At 66.2% G+C, this 16,270-nt stretch carries 12 protein-coding genes; 7 read left to right on the plus strand and 5 right to left on the minus strand.

Annotation, left to right across the window (positions count from 1 at the left end; all coding sequences use genetic code 11):
- Positions 1-42: 42 nt before the first annotated feature.
- On the minus strand, positions 43-792 hold the full coding sequence (locus tag DOD19_RS23695) for an SDR family oxidoreductase (protein ID WP_112188493.1): 750 nt from the start codon (positions 790-792) through the stop codon (positions 43-45).
- 112 nt (positions 793-904) lie between these two features.
- Between DOD19_RS23695 and DOD19_RS23700 the strand changes: the two genes are divergently transcribed.
- The 3 genes from DOD19_RS23700 to DOD19_RS23710 all read left to right on the plus strand — a co-directional run bounded on the left by DOD19_RS23700 (position 905) and on the right by DOD19_RS23710 (position 4,396).
- Positions 905-1,831: a LysR family transcriptional regulator gene (locus DOD19_RS23700; protein ID WP_112188495.1), complete on the plus strand. Its 927-nt coding sequence runs from the start codon at positions 905-907 to the stop codon at positions 1,829-1,831.
- 209 nt (positions 1,832-2,040) lie between these two features.
- On the plus strand, positions 2,041-2,595 hold the full coding sequence (locus DOD19_RS23705; RefSeq protein WP_024978344.1) for a hypothetical protein: 555 nt from the start codon (positions 2,041-2,043) through the stop codon (positions 2,593-2,595).
- Positions 2,596-2,674: 79 nt separating this feature from the next.
- The gene (locus tag DOD19_RS23710) at positions 2,675-4,396 is read left to right on the plus strand and encodes a SulP family inorganic anion transporter (RefSeq protein WP_112188497.1); all 1,722 of its coding nucleotides are present in this window, start codon (positions 2,675-2,677) and stop codon (positions 4,394-4,396) included.
- 49 nt (positions 4,397-4,445) lie between these two features.
- On the opposite strand, the gene DOD19_RS23715 is transcribed toward DOD19_RS23710, so the two are convergent.
- The 3 genes from DOD19_RS23715 to DOD19_RS23725 all read right to left on the minus strand — a co-directional run bounded on the left by DOD19_RS23715 (position 4,446) and on the right by DOD19_RS23725 (position 9,314).
- Positions 4,446-6,206 (minus strand): AcvB/VirJ family lysyl-phosphatidylglycerol hydrolase, encoded by a 1,761-nt coding sequence (locus DOD19_RS23715; protein WP_112188499.1) that lies wholly within the window; start codon positions 6,204-6,206, stop codon positions 4,446-4,448.
- On the minus strand, positions 6,203-8,836 hold the full coding sequence (gene mprF / locus DOD19_RS23720) for a bifunctional lysylphosphatidylglycerol flippase/synthetase MprF (RefSeq protein ID WP_112188501.1): 2,634 nt from the start codon (positions 8,834-8,836) through the stop codon (positions 6,203-6,205). Before mprF ends, DOD19_RS23715 begins: the two co-directional genes overlap by 4 nt.
- Before the next feature lie 283 nt (positions 8,837-9,119).
- The gene (locus DOD19_RS23725; RefSeq protein WP_024978340.1) at positions 9,120-9,314 is read right to left on the minus strand and encodes a hypothetical protein; all 195 of its coding nucleotides are present in this window, start codon (positions 9,312-9,314) and stop codon (positions 9,120-9,122) included.
- 292 nt (positions 9,315-9,606) lie between these two features.
- Here DOD19_RS23725 and DOD19_RS23730 point away from each other — a divergent pair, with 292 nt between their 5' ends.
- The 4 genes from DOD19_RS23730 (at position 9,607) to DOD19_RS23745 (ending at position 14,970) form a co-directional block, all read left to right on the plus strand.
- The gene (locus tag DOD19_RS23730) at positions 9,607-11,124 is read left to right on the plus strand and encodes a sensor domain-containing diguanylate cyclase (protein WP_112188503.1); all 1,518 of its coding nucleotides are present in this window, start codon (positions 9,607-9,609) and stop codon (positions 11,122-11,124) included.
- An 87-nt stretch (positions 11,125-11,211) separates the two neighbouring features.
- Complete coding sequence (locus tag DOD19_RS23735) at positions 11,212-12,228, plus strand: helix-turn-helix domain-containing protein (RefSeq protein WP_024978338.1); 1,017 nt, start codon at positions 11,212-11,214, stop codon at positions 12,226-12,228.
- A gap of 293 nt (positions 12,229-12,521) precedes the next feature.
- Positions 12,522-14,462: a S8 family serine peptidase gene (locus DOD19_RS23740; protein WP_112188505.1), complete on the plus strand. Its 1,941-nt coding sequence runs from the start codon at positions 12,522-12,524 to the stop codon at positions 14,460-14,462.
- Between the two features lie 22 nt (positions 14,463-14,484).
- Positions 14,485-14,970, plus strand: coding sequence for a hypothetical protein (locus DOD19_RS23745; protein ID WP_112188507.1), 486 nt, complete (start codon positions 14,485-14,487; stop codon positions 14,968-14,970).
- Positions 14,971-15,068: 98 nt separating this feature from the next.
- On the opposite strand, the gene DOD19_RS23750 is transcribed toward DOD19_RS23745, so the two are convergent.
- Positions 15,069-16,268: a M20 aminoacylase family protein gene (locus DOD19_RS23750; RefSeq protein ID WP_112188509.1), complete on the minus strand. Its 1,200-nt coding sequence runs from the start codon at positions 16,266-16,268 to the stop codon at positions 15,069-15,071.
- Positions 16,269-16,270: the final 2 nt, after the last annotated feature.

The raw sequence follows: 16,270 nt of genomic DNA on the forward strand, positions 1-16,270 counted from the left end.
TGCGCTCGCCACCAAGTCGGGGATACCGGCCACCGGGTGGGCTTAAAGCTGGCTCATGCCGCCGTCGGCAATGATCTCCGTGCCAACAATAAAGGCCGATTCCGGCGCCGACAGATGCAGCACGGTCGAAGCAATCTCTTCCGGCTGGCCGAAGCGGCCCAGCGGCACCTGGCCCTGGATCTGCGCAGCGGTGGCGGCCCGCGTGTCAGCGTCCAGGCCGAGCTTGCCGTACAGCGGTGTCGTCACCGGGCCGGGGCTGACCACATTCACGCGGATGCCCGAGCCGATCAGCTCACCCGACAGCGTCTTCGCCAGCGAGATCAGCGCAGCCTTGCTCGCTGCATACACCGACGAATTCGGCATGCCGATGTGCGCGTTGATGGAGCCGTTCAGCACGATCGACGTGCCCTTGTTGAGGATGGGCAACAGTGCCTGGATCTGAAAGAACGCGCCCTTCACGTTGGCGTTGAAGGTGGCATCCCAAAGGGCCTCGTCCACGTCCGGTACGGCGGCAAACCTGGCCATGCCGGCGTTGATGAACACGGCATCCAGACGCACGCCGGCCTCCTGCAGCTGACGGGTCAGCTCGCGTGCGGCCGCCACGCTGCCGGTTTCATTGCGGATGGCGATGGCGTTGTTGCCGAGTGCGGCGCGCGCCGTTTCCAGCGCTGCGGCGTCACGGCCGGTAATGACCACGCGGGCGCCTTCGCGCACAAATGCCTGGGCGGCTGCCAGGCCAATACCGCTGTTGCCGCCAGTGACCAGAACGGTCTTGCCTTCGAAGCGATTCATGATGTCCTCCAGTAGGAAAATTGAACTTGAACAATCGCGTGACTGCAGTGTGGACGCGGGCAAGCGGTTTGCCATACGATCCGAACGATGAATATGTTCGAAGGAATTGCACATGTTGACGGATGAAGAATTGGCCCTGCTGGAGGCCATCCGGCAGACGGGCAGCCTGTCGCGCGCGGCGGCGCAACTGGGCAAAGCGCCGTCGACCGTGTCGTATGCCGCGCGACAGTTGGAGCAGCGCTTCGACGCCCTACTGTTTGATCGGCGCGGCTACCGGCTGCAGCTCACGCGCGCCGGGCAGTTGTTGACGGAAGAAGCCGCGCGGCTGGCGCAGGACGTATCGCGCGTGACGCAGCGCGTGCGGCAGGTAGCCAACGGCTGGGAAGACCGCTTGTGGATCGTGACGGACGAGCTGCTGGAGTTCGAATCGCTCATGCCCGTGATGCACGCGTTCGATGCGCTGCAATCGGGCGTGGTGCTGCGCGTGACGCACGAGGTGCTGGCCGGCACATGGGAGGCGCTGCGCGATGGCCGCGCCGACCTCGTCATCGGGGCGACGAACGAGCCGCCGTCCATCCCGAACCTCGGGTGGTTCGAACTGGGCGTGGTGGAATGGGTGTTTGCCGTGTCGCCACGGCATCCGCTGGCAGCCATCGAGGCGCCGCTCACGCGCGAGGAAATTGCCCGGCATCGGGCCGTGGTGGTGGCCGATTCAGCGCGAACCACCGCCGGCCGCGCCTACGGCATGCTCAGCGGGCAACCTACGCTGGCCGTGCCCAGCATGCGTGCCAAAACGCTTGCGCAGCGCAACGGCCTGGGCGTCGGCTGGCTGCCGAGGCACCGCGTGGCATCGCTGCTCGCGCGCGGGGAGCTGATTGAAAAGCGCACCACCGATCCGCGCGAACCGAACCTGCTCTACGTCGGCTGGCGCAGCGGCGATGGCGACGGTGAAGGCCGTGCACTCCAATGGTGGCTCGAACAACTACGGCAGCCCCGTCTGGCAAAGCGGCTGGTCCAGGGCGTCGACGCATTCGCCTGAAACCTCGCCGGGCCACGTGATCTTGCCTATGCTGGGATGGCGCCGACGCCGCATCGCCCGTTGGCGCAACACAAGCGACGCCGACTGTTGCGGAATGATCAACATTGCAGCGTTTGTCTTCTGACAAACCCTCGGGTGGGTCAACGCGCGCCGTCGGCCAGCGTTAATCGGTCACGCACGTATCTCCGTGCCTCGTTGAGGGTCTCGTTATGAAACTGTCTGCGTTGATGTTTTCGATGGGTGCGCTGGTGATGGGCTCGGCGTTTGCGCAGGGCACCGCCGCGCCCGCCACCGCACCGGCAGCGGCCCCAGCGGCCGTCCACGCGGTCTGCAAGGACGGCACGCCTTACAGCGGCGCGACGCTCAAGGGCGCTTGCCGCGGCCATGGTGGTGTCGACAAGAAAGCCAGCGCAGGCGGTGCACCTGCTGCCGCGCCGGCCGCGCCTGCAGCAGCACCTGCCGCACCGGCTCCGGCCAAACCTGCCGCAGCCGCTCCCGCTGCACCTGCCGCCGCTCCGGCTCCCGCCCCCGCGCCAGCAGCCAAACCTGCAGCCGCAGCGCCTGCCAAACCTGCTGCGGCCGCTGCGGGCACCGTTGCCCCCGGCGGCGGCCCCGACAAGGTGTGGGCCAATGCCAGCACCAAGGTCTACCACTGCCCGGGCGATCGCTACTACGGCAAGACCAAACAGGGCGAATACATGACTGAAGCCGACGCCAAGGCCGCCGGCATGCGCCCCAGCCGCAACAAGGCCTGTACCAAGTAAGACACGCCCGAAGCAAACCCGCACGCCGCGGCCCACCCGGACCGCGGCGTCGTCCATTTCAGCCTGATCACCGCATCGCATGCCCCCCAGCAACGAACATCTCGCCGTCGCCCTGCAACACCCAGAGGGCTTCGCCCCGCTGGATGCGCCACCACAGCCGCCACAGAAGCGCGTGGTGCGCGATGTCATCGCCGGGTTCTCGATTGCGGGCCTGTTGCTGCCCGAAGCCGTTGCCTACGCAGGCATCGCTAGCCTGCCGCCGCAAGCCGGGCTGATCGCGTTGCTGTGCGGCCTGGTGGTCTATTCATTGGTCGGCACGAGCCGCTTTGCCATTGTCTCGGCCACGTCGTCGTCGGCCGCCGTGCTGTTTGCGACGGTGCTATCGGAACCTAGCGGTAACGGCGCGACGGCGCTCACGATGGCAGCGGCGCTCATCATCGCGACGGGGGTGCTGTTCATCGTGGCGGGCGCGGCACGCCTGGGCGGCATGTCGGATTTCATCGCGCGGCCGGTGCTGCGCGGTTTCACGTTCGGGCTGGCGCTGACGATTGCCGTCAAGCAGTTGCCCAAGATCCTCGACGTGGCGGTGCGCCACAGTGACACGCCACGCATCGCGCTTGATCTCATCACCAGTGCGGCCAGTGCCAACCGGTACAGCACGACATTGGGAGCCGTCGCACTCGCCCTACTCTTCGGCCTTGGGCGCTGGGGGCGCATTCCGGCCACGCTGGTCGTCATCGTGCTGGCCATCGCGGCCGGCTACTGGATCGACTGGCACAGCTACGGCATTGCCGTGGTCGGCCATATCGACCTGCAGAACATCAGCTTCGGCGTGCCTGCGCTGAACCGGGTGCAATGGATGGAAAGCGCTGAACTCGGTTTTGCGCTCATGCTGATCCTCTATGCTGAGTCCTATGGCTCCATCCGCAACTTCGCGCTCAAGCACGGAGATGGCATCTCCGCCAACCGTGACCTCGTCGCACTGGGCTGCGCGAATCTGCTCTCGGGCCTGCTGCACGGCATGCCCGTCGGCGCGGGGTATTCAGCCACGTCTGCCAACGAAGCCGCAGGCGCGCAATCACGTCTGGCCGGGCTGTGCGCGGCAGCGGTGGTGGCGCTGATCGTGTGGTTGTTTCTGCCGCAGCTCGCGCGCATTCCCGAACCGGTGCTGGCGGCCATCGTGATCTTTGCGGTGAGCCATTCGTTGCATCCGGCTGTGTTCAAGCCCTACTGGGCCTGGCGCCGCGATCGGCTGGTGGTGATTGCCGCGTTGCTGGCCGTGCTGATTTTGGGCGTGCTGCATGGGCTGCTGGCCGCGATTGGCGTGAGCCTGCTGCTCACTCTGCGCCAGCTCTCCGAGCCCAACGTAAGCGTGCTCGGCCGCCTGCGCGAGAGCCACGATTTTGTCGACGTGTCTCTGCACCCGGAAGCCAAGGCCGTGCCTGGCGTGCTGATCGTCCGGCCGGAAGTACCGCTGTTTTTCGCCAACACCGAACGCGTGCTCGGCACGGTGCGCGCGATGCTGCAACAGCCGCACGAACCCGCGCTGCGCACCGTCATGATCAGCCTGGAAGAAACACCGGACGTCGACGGCTCGGCCATCGAGGCGCTGCGCATCTTTGCCGCCGAATGTGCAGCGCGCGGCCTGCAACTGATGCTGGTGCGGCTCAAGCCGCGAGCGCTGACGGTCCTGCAGCGAGCCACCGATAACACGCTGCGCACCGAGATGCTGCATGAGCTGAGCGTGGATGAGTGCGTGCAGTCGCTGGCCTCAACAGCCGGCACACCGGCGCCGGCCTAGCTCGACAACGCCACCGCACTCCGGACACGCCAGCCCCGGCGTTGGCGGATTAGCGCGGTGCGTTGCCCGCTGCGCGCGCGCCTTCAAGAATGATGCGGGCCAACTTGGCGTAATCGCCATCAAAGTGATGGCCGCCGGGCAGCTTCACCAGTTGCACCTGCTTCGGGTCCAGGCCCGGGCAATTGGTGTCTTTCTCTTCCTTGCCGTAGATGCACATGCCAAGGCCCGCCGGCAGCTTCTGCACCTCGGGCAGGATCGGCAGGCCAGACGCGCTGCTCGACACCCAGTTGGTCATGTGGAACTCAAAATCGGCGCGCTTGCCCAGGCCCATCATCACGGCCAGCGCGACATGCTCGCGCGACGCCGCCGGCAACCGGTTGACGATGAAGGGCAGCACGTCTGCGCCCTGCGAATAGCCGATCAGCAAAGCCTTCTGTTTCTTCCAGCGCGCGGCGTAAAAGCGCACGAGGCGATCCATGTCGGCGGCGGCGGAGGCCGGCGTACGCGGCGTCCAGAAGTAGCGCAGCGAATCGATGCCGACCACGGGCACGCCCGACTTGGACAGCGCAGCGGCCACCTCCTTGTCGAGCCCGGCCCAACCACCGTCACCCGAGAGCAGGACCGCGAACAGCTCGGATGATGTACCGGGCTGCGCGGGCACTTCGATGATCGGCAAGTCGGACACCGCTGCGGGCGGCGGCGGGGGCGGCGGTTTGCGTTGGGCGACAAGCTTGGCGAAAGCCACCTTGAATGGCTCGCTGGCTGTCACGGGCGGTGCATTGGCGGCCGACGCCGTGGCCGGCAACGCCACCGATTGCGCCCCCGAAATCGTATCGATGAAGGCTTGCGTGGCACGCGCTTCGCACAGCGGACCGGAGCGGCGCGCAAACGACGTCGGCGTGGCTGATTGCAGCGCCACCCATGGCGCAGACAATTTCGTGGCGGGCAGCAGGACCACACCGGCGTTCTCGGGCGGCTTGACGCGCTTGGCCGTGGTACGGCTCTCGCTCATGCGGCGGCTGAAGTGCACGCCCTCGCCCTTGCACAGCGGCTTGCGCAGCTCCAGCACCGGGCAGAATTCCATCGACATGGCCGCGGCGAAGATGTTCGGGCGCGCCTGGGCAATCATGGCGTAGGCCAGCGCACCGCCTTCGTTGTCGCCAACGAGGATGGGCGGGTAGTAGCCCGGCACTTTCTCGTAAGCCTGCAGGAAGCGGCTGAAGTTTTCGAGGTCACCATCGGGGAAGGCGCAATCACCCAGGTCGGCCTCCAGGCTGGCGAACAGCGCAGGCGTTGACAGACCTGCCACCAGTGCGCCCTGCTGCGCGAGGCTCTCGGCCATGCGCGATGCGGCGGGCGTCCAGCCCAGGTCGCCCGAGAGCATCAGCACGACGGAGCGGATTTCGCCCTTCGGCTTGTAGACCGGCACATCGCGAAAGCGCCCGTGCGTGACGAACTCGACGGCACCGGGCGCCGCCGCGGCCGCGGCGGGCGCCACCACGGGCAGCGACAGCACGCCGCCGTTGGCGGCCTTGTTGGCGGTGACGGCCGCAGCGCTCATCTGCAGGCGAGGCGGCATGTCGCCGCGTGGCGGCGCAGCCACAACGCCGCTGGCGCCCGTCATGCCCACGGGCGGCACCAGCACCGGACCCTGCGCAGGCGTGGGCTTGGCCGCAGGAGCATCGGCTGCGATGGCCCAGGACGTTGCCAGCACCATGCCGACCGCACTCAAATGCCCAGCCCAACGCAAGCCTTTGCGTAGCACTCCCCGATGCCGCGCCTCTTGCGTGCGCGGTGCTTGCCAACTCATTTGGAGATCACTCCCTTCAAGCCGCCGCCGATCAGCGCGGCGACGTCTGTCAATGTGAATAGCGGCGCAATACCGCCACGTGCGAGCAGGTAGCGGGCTTCCCACACCGGCTCGAACTTGTCTTTGAAATTGCGCAGCCCTCTGAAATTGTAGAAGCGCGCGCCGTGTCGGAACATCATCCGTCCGAAGCGGTGCCAGCGCGGCGCAAGCTGATGCTCAACCATGCCCGACATCGGTGCCATCCCCAGCCCGAAACGCTGATACCCCTGCGCCTGGAAGTAGAGGATGACCTTGCCGAACAGGAAATCCATCGTGCCCGGCGGCACGTCGCTGCGATAGCGCATGAGGTCGACACTCGCCTCGATGCGCAGCACATCTGGGCACATCAGCGTGGCAAACGCCAGGATGACGCCCTCACGGCGCACCACGGCCACGGGCTGGCTGCAGATGTAGCGGTCGTCAAATGCGCCCAGCGAGAAGCCCTTCTCGCGCGCATTCTGGTTGCGCAGCCATTCATCGGAGATGGCGCGCAATTCGTCCAGCACGGTGGGCACATCTTCCGTCGGCACGATCTCGAACGACAGGCCTTCGCGCTCGCCGCGCGTGACGCCATGGCGCAGGTTGGCGCGGCGCGAGCCCTTCAGGCTGAACTCGGGCAGCGACACATACGCCTCTTCGCCCAGCTTGTAGGCGCGCAAGCCCGCATCGAGATACAGCGACAGCGTCTGCGGGCGTGTCTTGTAGAACGCGGCGCGGCCGCCATGCGCATCGGCCATTTCGATAAAGCGCCAGATCAGCTCGGGCCATTCCTGCTGCGCGCCCACGGGGTCGGACAGCGCCACCCACGAGCGCCCCTGCTTGGCGTACATGATGAACGCGTTGCCCGACGGCGAAAACAGCAGGCTCTTGTCACCCATCAACGCGAGCGTGGCATCGGCGGCGGGCTGCTTGCGGACGATCTCGGCGGCGCGGGCAAGTTCTTCGTCGCTCGGGAACGTGGTGACACCGGGCTCCTTGCGAAAGAGCTGGCGCATGCCAAACCCGAGCCCGGTCACCGCCACCGCCATCAGCGCGCGTATGGAGCGTGGCGCATCGCCGTCGAACGTGAATTGCCACCAGAGCTGATTGGCGTAGGCCACCTCTCGGTAGGCGAAGAAGAGAATCCACACGCACGCCGCAAACACGCAGAGCATGGCAACCAGCCACCCCGCCTCCAGCCGCTGCGAAAACAGCGACGACGGCCGGTCAAACTGCCGACGCGAGATGACGAGCAGCACCGCCAGCGTCACCAGCACCGCCATCTCAGACACGGCAATGCCCTTGGGCAACGCCAGCACGCCGGTGAGCAGCGACAGCACCAGCGCCGCCCACCACGCGGCGTCCAGCCGGTGCAGCAGCCCGCGCGCGACAAACAGCATGATGAGCCCCGCCACACTGCCGATCATGTGCGAGGCTTCCACCACGAACAGCGGCACATGCATGCGCAGAAGGTCTTCGGCTTCGTCCGTGGCGGGGGTGACGCCCGAGACGAGCAGCATCACGCCTGCCACCATCGTCAGCGCGGCCAGCAGCCCCGGCGACAGCTTGACCGCAGCGCGGCCGAACGGCGCCCCCGCGCCGGAACGCAACTCGAACACGCCGAGCATGGCGGCGGCCACGACCAGCGGCAGCAGGAAATAGATGACGCGGTAGAACAACAGCGCAGCAAGCACCTCGGCCGGCGGCGCCTGGCCGCTGCAGCCCAGCAGGATCACGGCCTCGAACACGCCTAGACCGCCCGGGCTCTGGCTCAGCACGCCCAGCGTGACCGCCAACGCGTAAAACGCCACAAACGTCGGCAGATCGACTGCGCCTGCCGGCATCAGCACCCATAGGGCCGCCGCCGCCGCAATCATGTCGGCCGCTGAAATCGCGAACTGACGCGCGGCCAACCCCGGCGGCGGCAGGCGGATCTCCCACCGGCCGAACAGCATCACGTGGCGCTGCCGCATGCAGAGCGCCAACAACGCCACGACGCCGGCCAGCACCAGCAATGCCACGACTTCAAGCAACGCGGCCGGCAAATGCGCAATGGCCGCGATGTGCGGGGCGCCCCACAACAGCCCGACCGCCCCAAAGGCCGTGGTGGACACGCCCAGCGCGCCCGCATCAAAGGCCACCGCCTCTGTCACGCGTGCAGGATCAAGCCCGGCCGCTGTGTACAAGCGCGTGCGCACCGCCCCGGCCGTCAGCGAACCGAGGCCGACGGTGTTGCCCAGCGCATAGGCAATGAACGAAGTGGTGGCCACCGTAGCGGGCGCCACATGCGCGCCCGCATAGCGCAGGCCGGACGCGTCGTAACCGGTCAGGGCGACATAACTGAGCGCCGTGGCCAGCATGGCCAGCATCAGGTGCGAGCGCGGCGTGGCCTGCAGCGCGGCGACCATGTCGGCGTAGTGCACATGGTCGAGCAGCGCATACAGGCTGTCGAACACCAGCGCGCCAAGCACCAGCACCACACCGATCACGATCCAGCTGGCAAGGCCAAAGCCGGAGTCAGAGGGCGCAGGCGTGGCGGGCGCGTCAGGCGCGGTGCGGGCCGAGGATCGGCGTGATGTTGGACTGGCGTCGTTGGACGCGGCGTCAGGCATGGTGAAAAACGAAATCCTGCTGGCTTGGTGGAGTGCCGGTCAAAGCGATACACGAATCCGGACACGCAGAGACGGGAGAGCGCGGCAAGCCAAACCGCCGAAGCCCATGCTCCGCACGGTATCGACGTCTTGATTGGACCCCGACCTACCGGCACGGGCTTGTCGCGCGCGCCGGCTTTCTCTCGCCCCGCGCTTCAGACGGCGCGTGTGCTGGATTCGCACGTTGTTTGCGGCCTACGTAAGACGGCTAAAACCGCCGATGCGTTGACACGCAGCCCGCATTTTACGGTTTGGGCGCGCTCGCCGGCGCCTTGGGGGGCACATCGGGCTTGCCGGCATCGACGGAAACCGGGTCACTGGCAGGAAAGGTTTCCTCGATGCCCTCGTCGAGGAGGGCTTCCTCGTGCGTATCGGCCACGGGCGGATGCGGGTTGGCGGGCGCCGGAGTGGGTGAGGCGCGATCGTCTGGCTCTGGCATGGCGTTCTCCAAGGATGCTTACCCCAGAATAGGCAAAGCTGGCCTGACACGATGGCATGGGGTGCGGAATGCACATCTGTCGGGCGGGCAGGATGCCCAGCGCTGCGGGTGCGGCACTCAGCCGAGGATCAGCAAGCTGCACACCCGCGGCCACAAACGTTGCATGGACAGGATGAAATCAATGGCCGCAAACGTTTTCATTGCAGAAAACGTCTTAGATAGTATTGCGTAGGAAGGTGGAGTCCGGTACACAATTGAGGCTACCGTTTTCAATATTTTCACAATTCTGCGCATGCCTTTACAGCGCGCCACCAGTGCATTCCTGCGGCGGCCTTCCCTGCTGATCATCGGCGCGTCGATGCTGTCGGTGGTGCTGGCCGCGCTCACCGCGTTCTCGCTCTGGGAAATGCGCACGGACGCGCTGGCCCGCGCACGCGACGCCGCCGACAACCTGTCGCTGATCCTGCAACGCGACATCGCCCGCAACATCGAGGTGTACGACCTGTCGCTGCAGGCCGTGATCGACGGCGTGCGCGATCCTGCCATGCTGGCGTTGCCGCCCGCCGTGCGCCAGTTCGTGCTGTTCGACCGGTCGACCAATGCGCAGGACCTGGGCTCCCTGCTGGTGACCAACAAGGTCGGTGATGTTGTTCTCGATTCACGTTCGGTGCCGCCGCGGCGTATTTACATCGGCGACCGCGATTACTTCCAGGTGCATCGGGGCTCCGCGAACGTCGGGCTGTATATCAGCGAGCCGTTTGCGCCGCGCGTGACCGGCCTGGACACGTCGCTGGGCCTCAGCCGGCGGCTGAACGGCCCGCATGGCGAATTCAACGGCATCGTGGTCGGCACGCTGCGCCTGAACTACTTCCGTCGCCTGTTCGATGGCATCAACCTCGGCCCCCACGCGACCGTCACGCTGATACGCACGGACGGCACGCTGCTCATGCGGCGCCCTTACAGCGAAAAGCTCATCGGCCGAAGCCTGGCCGAGGACGTTGCCTTCCAGAAGCGCCTGCTTGCGCCCGAAGGCTCCTATGTTGACGTTGCCAGCGTTGACGGTATCGAGCGCCTGTTCAGCTTCCGCCATATCGGCGACCACCCGCTGATTGTCACAGTCGGGCTGGCCACCGAAGACATCTACGCGGAGTGGCGGCAGCGCGCATGGGTGATCAGCGGCATCGTGCTGATGCTCGACGCGGTATTCATGGTGCTGTCGTTCCTCCTTGCGCAACAACTGCGCAAGCGGCTCGAGATGGAGCAGCAATTGCACCTGCTGGCCAATACCGACAGCCTGACGGGGCTCGGCACGCGCCGCGCGCTGGACTCGGCACTGGACGTTGAATGGCGCCGCGCCAATCGCCATCACACCCCGATGTCGGTGCTGATGATCGACGTGGACAACTTCAAACCCTACAACGACAAGTACGGCCATGCCGCCGGCGATACCGCGCTGCGCACGGTGGCACGCTGCATCAACGACCGCATCAAGCGCCCGGGAGATTTTGCCGGCCGCTATGGCGGCGAAGAGTTCTGCGCCGTGCTGCCCAATACGGACTTGAGCGGCGCCGTGCGCGTGGCCGAGAGCATCCGCACCGCCGTGCTGGCCGCCAACGAGCCCAACGCGGGAAGCGCGTACGGCAAGCTGACGGTCAGCGTCGGGGTGGCTTCCCACTCGGGCATCGCCGCGGCCGACGATACCGTTCAAGACCTGATCCACCTCGCCGACGGGCGGCTGTATGAAGCCAAGGCCGCCGGGCGCAACGTGGTCATGCCCAGACAGGAGCGGCCAAAGCTGGCGGTCGTTTAGGCCAGCGCCCGTCGACACCCCACTTTGGGGGCATCCCATCATCGGCCACCGCTTCTGCACAATGCCGGGGGCTTTCAGGAAACCGCCGTGAGCAAACCTCCGCATTCCCACTTCGATACGTCTGCGCTGCCGCGCGAGCATCAATTTGCGGCGTGGCGGGATGCCATCAACGTGCTGTTCGACACGCGCTCTGCCGCGCCGCAATCGCATGGCTTTCAGGCCAGCGTCGATGCGTATCTGTGCGGCGAGACGGGTGTGGGCATGATCAGCGCGCAGGCACAGCACTATGATCGTTCCCGCTCCAAGCTGGGGCGCGACGGCATGGATGTCTACGTGCTCCAGTATTACCTGGAAGGCAGTTGCGGAGAGCGCGACGGCGCCAGCGGCACCGCCACGCGCCCCGGCGATCTGTTCATCGTCGACGCTGCGCAGCCGCTCGCCACCAGCACGAACGACAGTCGATTCCTGAGCCTGGCCGTGCCACGGCGCCTGCTGGCACCGCTGCTGCGCGCACCGGATGAACTCAGCATGCGGGTGCTGCGCGGCGATGCCCCAATGGTCGGGCTGCTGCGTGATCACCTGTGCTCGCTCTATCAATCGGTCGGGAAGTTGAGCGATGCCGAGGCACAGGCCGTCATCCCGGGCACGCTGCAACTGGCGGCGGCCGCCATCAACTGCCAGGTGACCGAAGCCAGTGCGCCAGCCGTCAGGGAAAGCCTGTTTGCTTCGATCTGCCGGCACGTGCAGCACAACCTGTCCGATCTCGCGCTTTCGCCCGAAGGCGTGGCCGTGCAGTTCGGCATCTCGCGCGCCACGCTGTACCGGCTGTTCGAGCGCGAGGGCGGCTTCTTCAACTACCTGCGCACGCAGCGCCTGCGACAGTGCCACGCGATCCTGGCCGACCGATCGCAGACGCACCGTTCGGTGGCCGAGATCGCGCAGACCTACGGTTTTTCCGACGCATCGAACTTTACGCGCGCGTACCGCCGCGCCTCTGGCATGTCGCCGCGTGAAACGCGCATGCTGGCCGTGGAAGGCCGGGCCGCTGCCATGCCTTTCGTGCAGCACAAGGACTGGCGCACCTGGGTCATGCAGATGCGCTGAAGCGTGCGCGGCACCCCCTCGCGCACTCCCTCTTTCCTCCCACCTCCGGCGCCCTGCCGTTCCCAAGACTGAGACGCACTGACAGGTTCGCGCGACGGCCGAACCGGTTAGCGCGCGCAGCCGCATTCTTCGTTGAATCCCAACTGGCGTGCATGCGAGCATCCGGCCCGACCTGATGAGCGCCCATGCGCTCGCGGCGGGCACGAGCGACGTGCCCTCTCTTCGTCGAACAGGTCAAAGCGGTGCGGACATCCCGCGCTTTGCACAACACACAACGACAAAACGGGGGTCTCGTGAAAGACATTACGGGAAAATCGCTTGCCTTGACGCTGTTCGCCACCGTGGCCCTGGCCGCGTGCGGCGGTGGGGACTCGGGAAGCAACACCGCCAGCAACGGCGGCAACACTGGCGGCAACACGCCGCCCGCATCCACCTGCGCGGAAACCGGCGTCGATGCCAAGTACGCCTGCCAGACCGGCAGCACCGAGCCGCTGTACGCCTACCAATGGGCGCTCAAGCAGGCAACCAGCTTCTTCGCGGCGTTCGGCCTGGTGGCCAACGGCACGACCGACATCGACGTGGAAGACGCGCACAAGGCCGGCGTCAAGGGCCAGGGCGTGAACGTGCTCGTGCTGGACGACGGCATCGACGTGCACAACGAAGATCTGTTCGCCAATGCCAACTCGGACATGACGCACAACTTCGACGATGGTTCGAACGATCCGACACCGGCAGACATTCCCGCGAACATCAAAGACGCGCATGGCACCAACGTGGCCGGCATCATCGCCGCGGCGCAGAACGGCAAGGGCGTCATGGGGATCGCTCCGCGCGCGACACTGGGCGGGGCGCGCTTCATCGGCGCGGCGAACCCCGACATCACCGCAGCCTACGGCGGCGCAGACTGGTCGAAGAACGGCCACATCATCAATGCCTCGTACGGCGCAAACCCGCAGGCACCGCTGGAGTACGACACGTCTACCTCGACACAGGCAGCGGTGCGCGCCTTCCCGAACCTGCGTGGCGGCCGCGGGCTGGTCATGCTCAAGGCGTCGGGCAATGAATACGAATACATCAACGACGGCGTCAGCGTTCCGCCCCGCACATGCCCGACCGTGGGCAGCACCGCCGGCATGATCGGCTGCGAGAATCCCGCCAATGATCCGGAAGCGCTGGAGCCTGGCGTGATCGTGGTCGGCGCGGCAAACGCGCAGGGCATCAAGTCGAGCTACTCCAACGCCGGATCGGTCAACTGGATCACAGGCTTGGGCGGCGAATACGGCAACGGCGGCAAATATGGTGAAACGGGCAGCGGCCCAAAGATTTTCTCCACCGACCTCAGCGGTTGCGCACGCGGCTACAGCCGAGCCAATCCGGACGATACCTATGACTTTGCGATTGCAGGCACCGACACCAACCTGAAAGACAACGCGAAGTGCGACTACTCGAGCATGAACGGCACATCGGCGGCCACGCCCACGCTGTCCGGCGTGGTCGCGCTGATGCTGGCGGCCAACCCGAATCTGACGTGGCGCGATGTTCGCGAAATCCTGCGCGCCACCGCACGCAAGATCGACACCGACTATGGCAGCCGTGACGGCCGCAACGCGCGAATCGACTTGCTTACGGGCGCCGCCACTGGCGACACCAGTGCTGCGCTGACTGATGGCGCGACCACCGCACGCCTGGACTATGGCTGGCAGACCAACGCCGCCGGCTATGTGTACTCCACTTGGTACGGCTTCGGGCTGGTCGATGCATCAGCGGCGGTGAAGATGGCCAAGGCCACTGTCACCTACAAGCCGGCCGCTCTGTCAGTGCCGGACTTCGCGGCGGCCTTTGCCAACGTGAACCAACTCAACTACGGCGCAGTGCAGAAGCTCGGCCAGTTCAACGTGTCGGGCACCGACAAGGTCGACGCCCTGCAACTGCGCGTATCGGGCTCGGTGTGCGTGGGCAGTGTCGGCTTCTTTGTGAAGTCGCCCTCGGGCACGGTGTCGGCGTTGTCCCTGCCGTACAACGGCTATTACAACAACGGCGTCGATACCGTGAACAAGTACGGCCTGGGCAGCTACGCCTTCTATGGCGAGAACGCAGCCGGCACGTGGGAGGTCTATGCCGTAAGCGGCGTGCCGACCAACGCCTGCTCGACATACCAGCCCCAGGGCGGTACCCACACCGTGACCCTCGCCACGCCGCTGGCCGTGGAGTACCGCGTGATTGCTGCCAAGTGAGCCCGTTCGGAGACCATTCAACATGATCAATACAACCCAGATGAAGACCGTGGCGCTGACGGCGCTCCTCTCGATGGCTTCGGCGTGCCAGGCGGCCGACCTGACGGTGGGCAAACACCTGAGCACGCAGGAGCTGACGCAATACGCAAGCGCACCGACGGTGCAGATCGAATCGCAGTCGTTCAAGGTGCTCTCCAGCGGCACGCGCACCAAGGCAGCGGGCGCGGCATCCTCAGCCGTCACGCAGGTGGTCAATGAGCGTGGCGTGGTGGGCGAGAGCCGCAACGAGGTGGTCGTCTCGCAGGTGTCGGTCGACAGCGTGCGCCAGGCCGTGAGCGGCCTGCCGGCAACGCCCGTGTCGGCGGAGTATTACGGGCACCTGAACATCAGCACCCTGCGCTTTGCTTCGTTCCAGGATGCTGTGAACGCGCGCGCGCAACTCAAGAAGACGCTGCCGCAGGCGCGGGTGGACGTTCCGATCCAGTACGCCAAGCCCGTGGCGCGCTGATCGTCATCGCCCGGTAGCACAGGACGCCCCGCCTCCACGCGGGGCGTTTTGCATCGATCAGCACGGAAGTCACGGCGGTGCCGTCGCACCCCCGCGCGTCAGCCCTCTGCGCGCAACTGATCCTCCACCAGCGCCACCCAGCACGCCGCCCCGATCGGGATCAGCTTGTCGTTGAAATCGTAGCCGTCGTTGTGCAACGAGCAGCCGACCCACTGGCCGCCCAAACCGTTGCCCAGCGCGAAGTAGCAGCCAGGGCGCTTCTCCAGCATCCAGGCAAAATCTTCACTGCCCATCTGCGAGGACGGCGGCACCTGGATGACACGCTCATCGCCCAGCACGCTCGCCACGGCACGGCGTGCGATGGCGGTCTGCTCGGGTGTATTGCAGATGGCCGGCACCAACCGCTCGTAGACGATCTCCGCGCGCACGCCATAAGATGCGGCCTGGTGCGTAATGACCTCGCGGATGCGCGTCTCCAGCAGCTCACGCACCTCCGGCTTGGTGGCGCGCACGCTCAACTTGAGCATGGCCGTTTCGGGGATGATGTTGTGAGTCGTCCCAGCCTGCATCTGCCCAACGCTGATGACGGCCGCATCCACGGGCGCCACGTTGCGCGAGACGATGCCCTGCAGCGCCACCACCGTCGCCGCCAAAGCCAGCGTCGGGTCGACGGCCAGGTTAGGCATAGCACCATGGCCGCCGCGCCCGCTGAAAGTCACGGTCACGCGATCTGACGAACCGCCCAGCGGGCCGCTCTGCACCACGGCCGCGCCCAGCGGCAAGCCAGGCGCGTTGTGGAAAGCGTAGATGCCATCGCAGGGGAAGCGCTCGAACAGGCCATCCTCCATCATGGCGACGGCACCAGTCAGGCCCTCTTCATCGGGCTGGAAAATGAGGTTCAGGGTACCGTTGAAGTTGCGCGTGGCTGCCAGGTGCTCGGCGGCGGCAAGCAACGTGGCGGTATGGCCATCGTGGCCACACGCGTGCATGCGACCGGCCACCTGGCTGGCGTAGGGCAAGCCTGTGCGCTCCTGCATGGGCAACGCATCCATGTCGGCGCGCAGGCCGATCGTGCGCGTACCGTTGCCCACCTTCAATTGCCCCACCAGGCCGTGGCCGCCGACGCTGTGTACGTCATAGCCCCATTCACGCAGCAGGCCGGCGACGAGCTGGGAGGTGTGCGGCACATCGGCACCCAATTCCGGATTGGCATGGATGCGATGACGCAGTTCGGCAAAGCGGTCAGCGCCCACGTGCAGGGCCTGGGGAATGCTGGGCGAATTCGGATCGAGGTACATGG

The organism is Ralstonia sp. GX3-BWBA (assembly GCF_003290055.1).
GTDB classification, from domain to species: domain Bacteria; phylum Pseudomonadota; class Gammaproteobacteria; order Burkholderiales; family Burkholderiaceae; genus Ralstonia; species Ralstonia holmesii.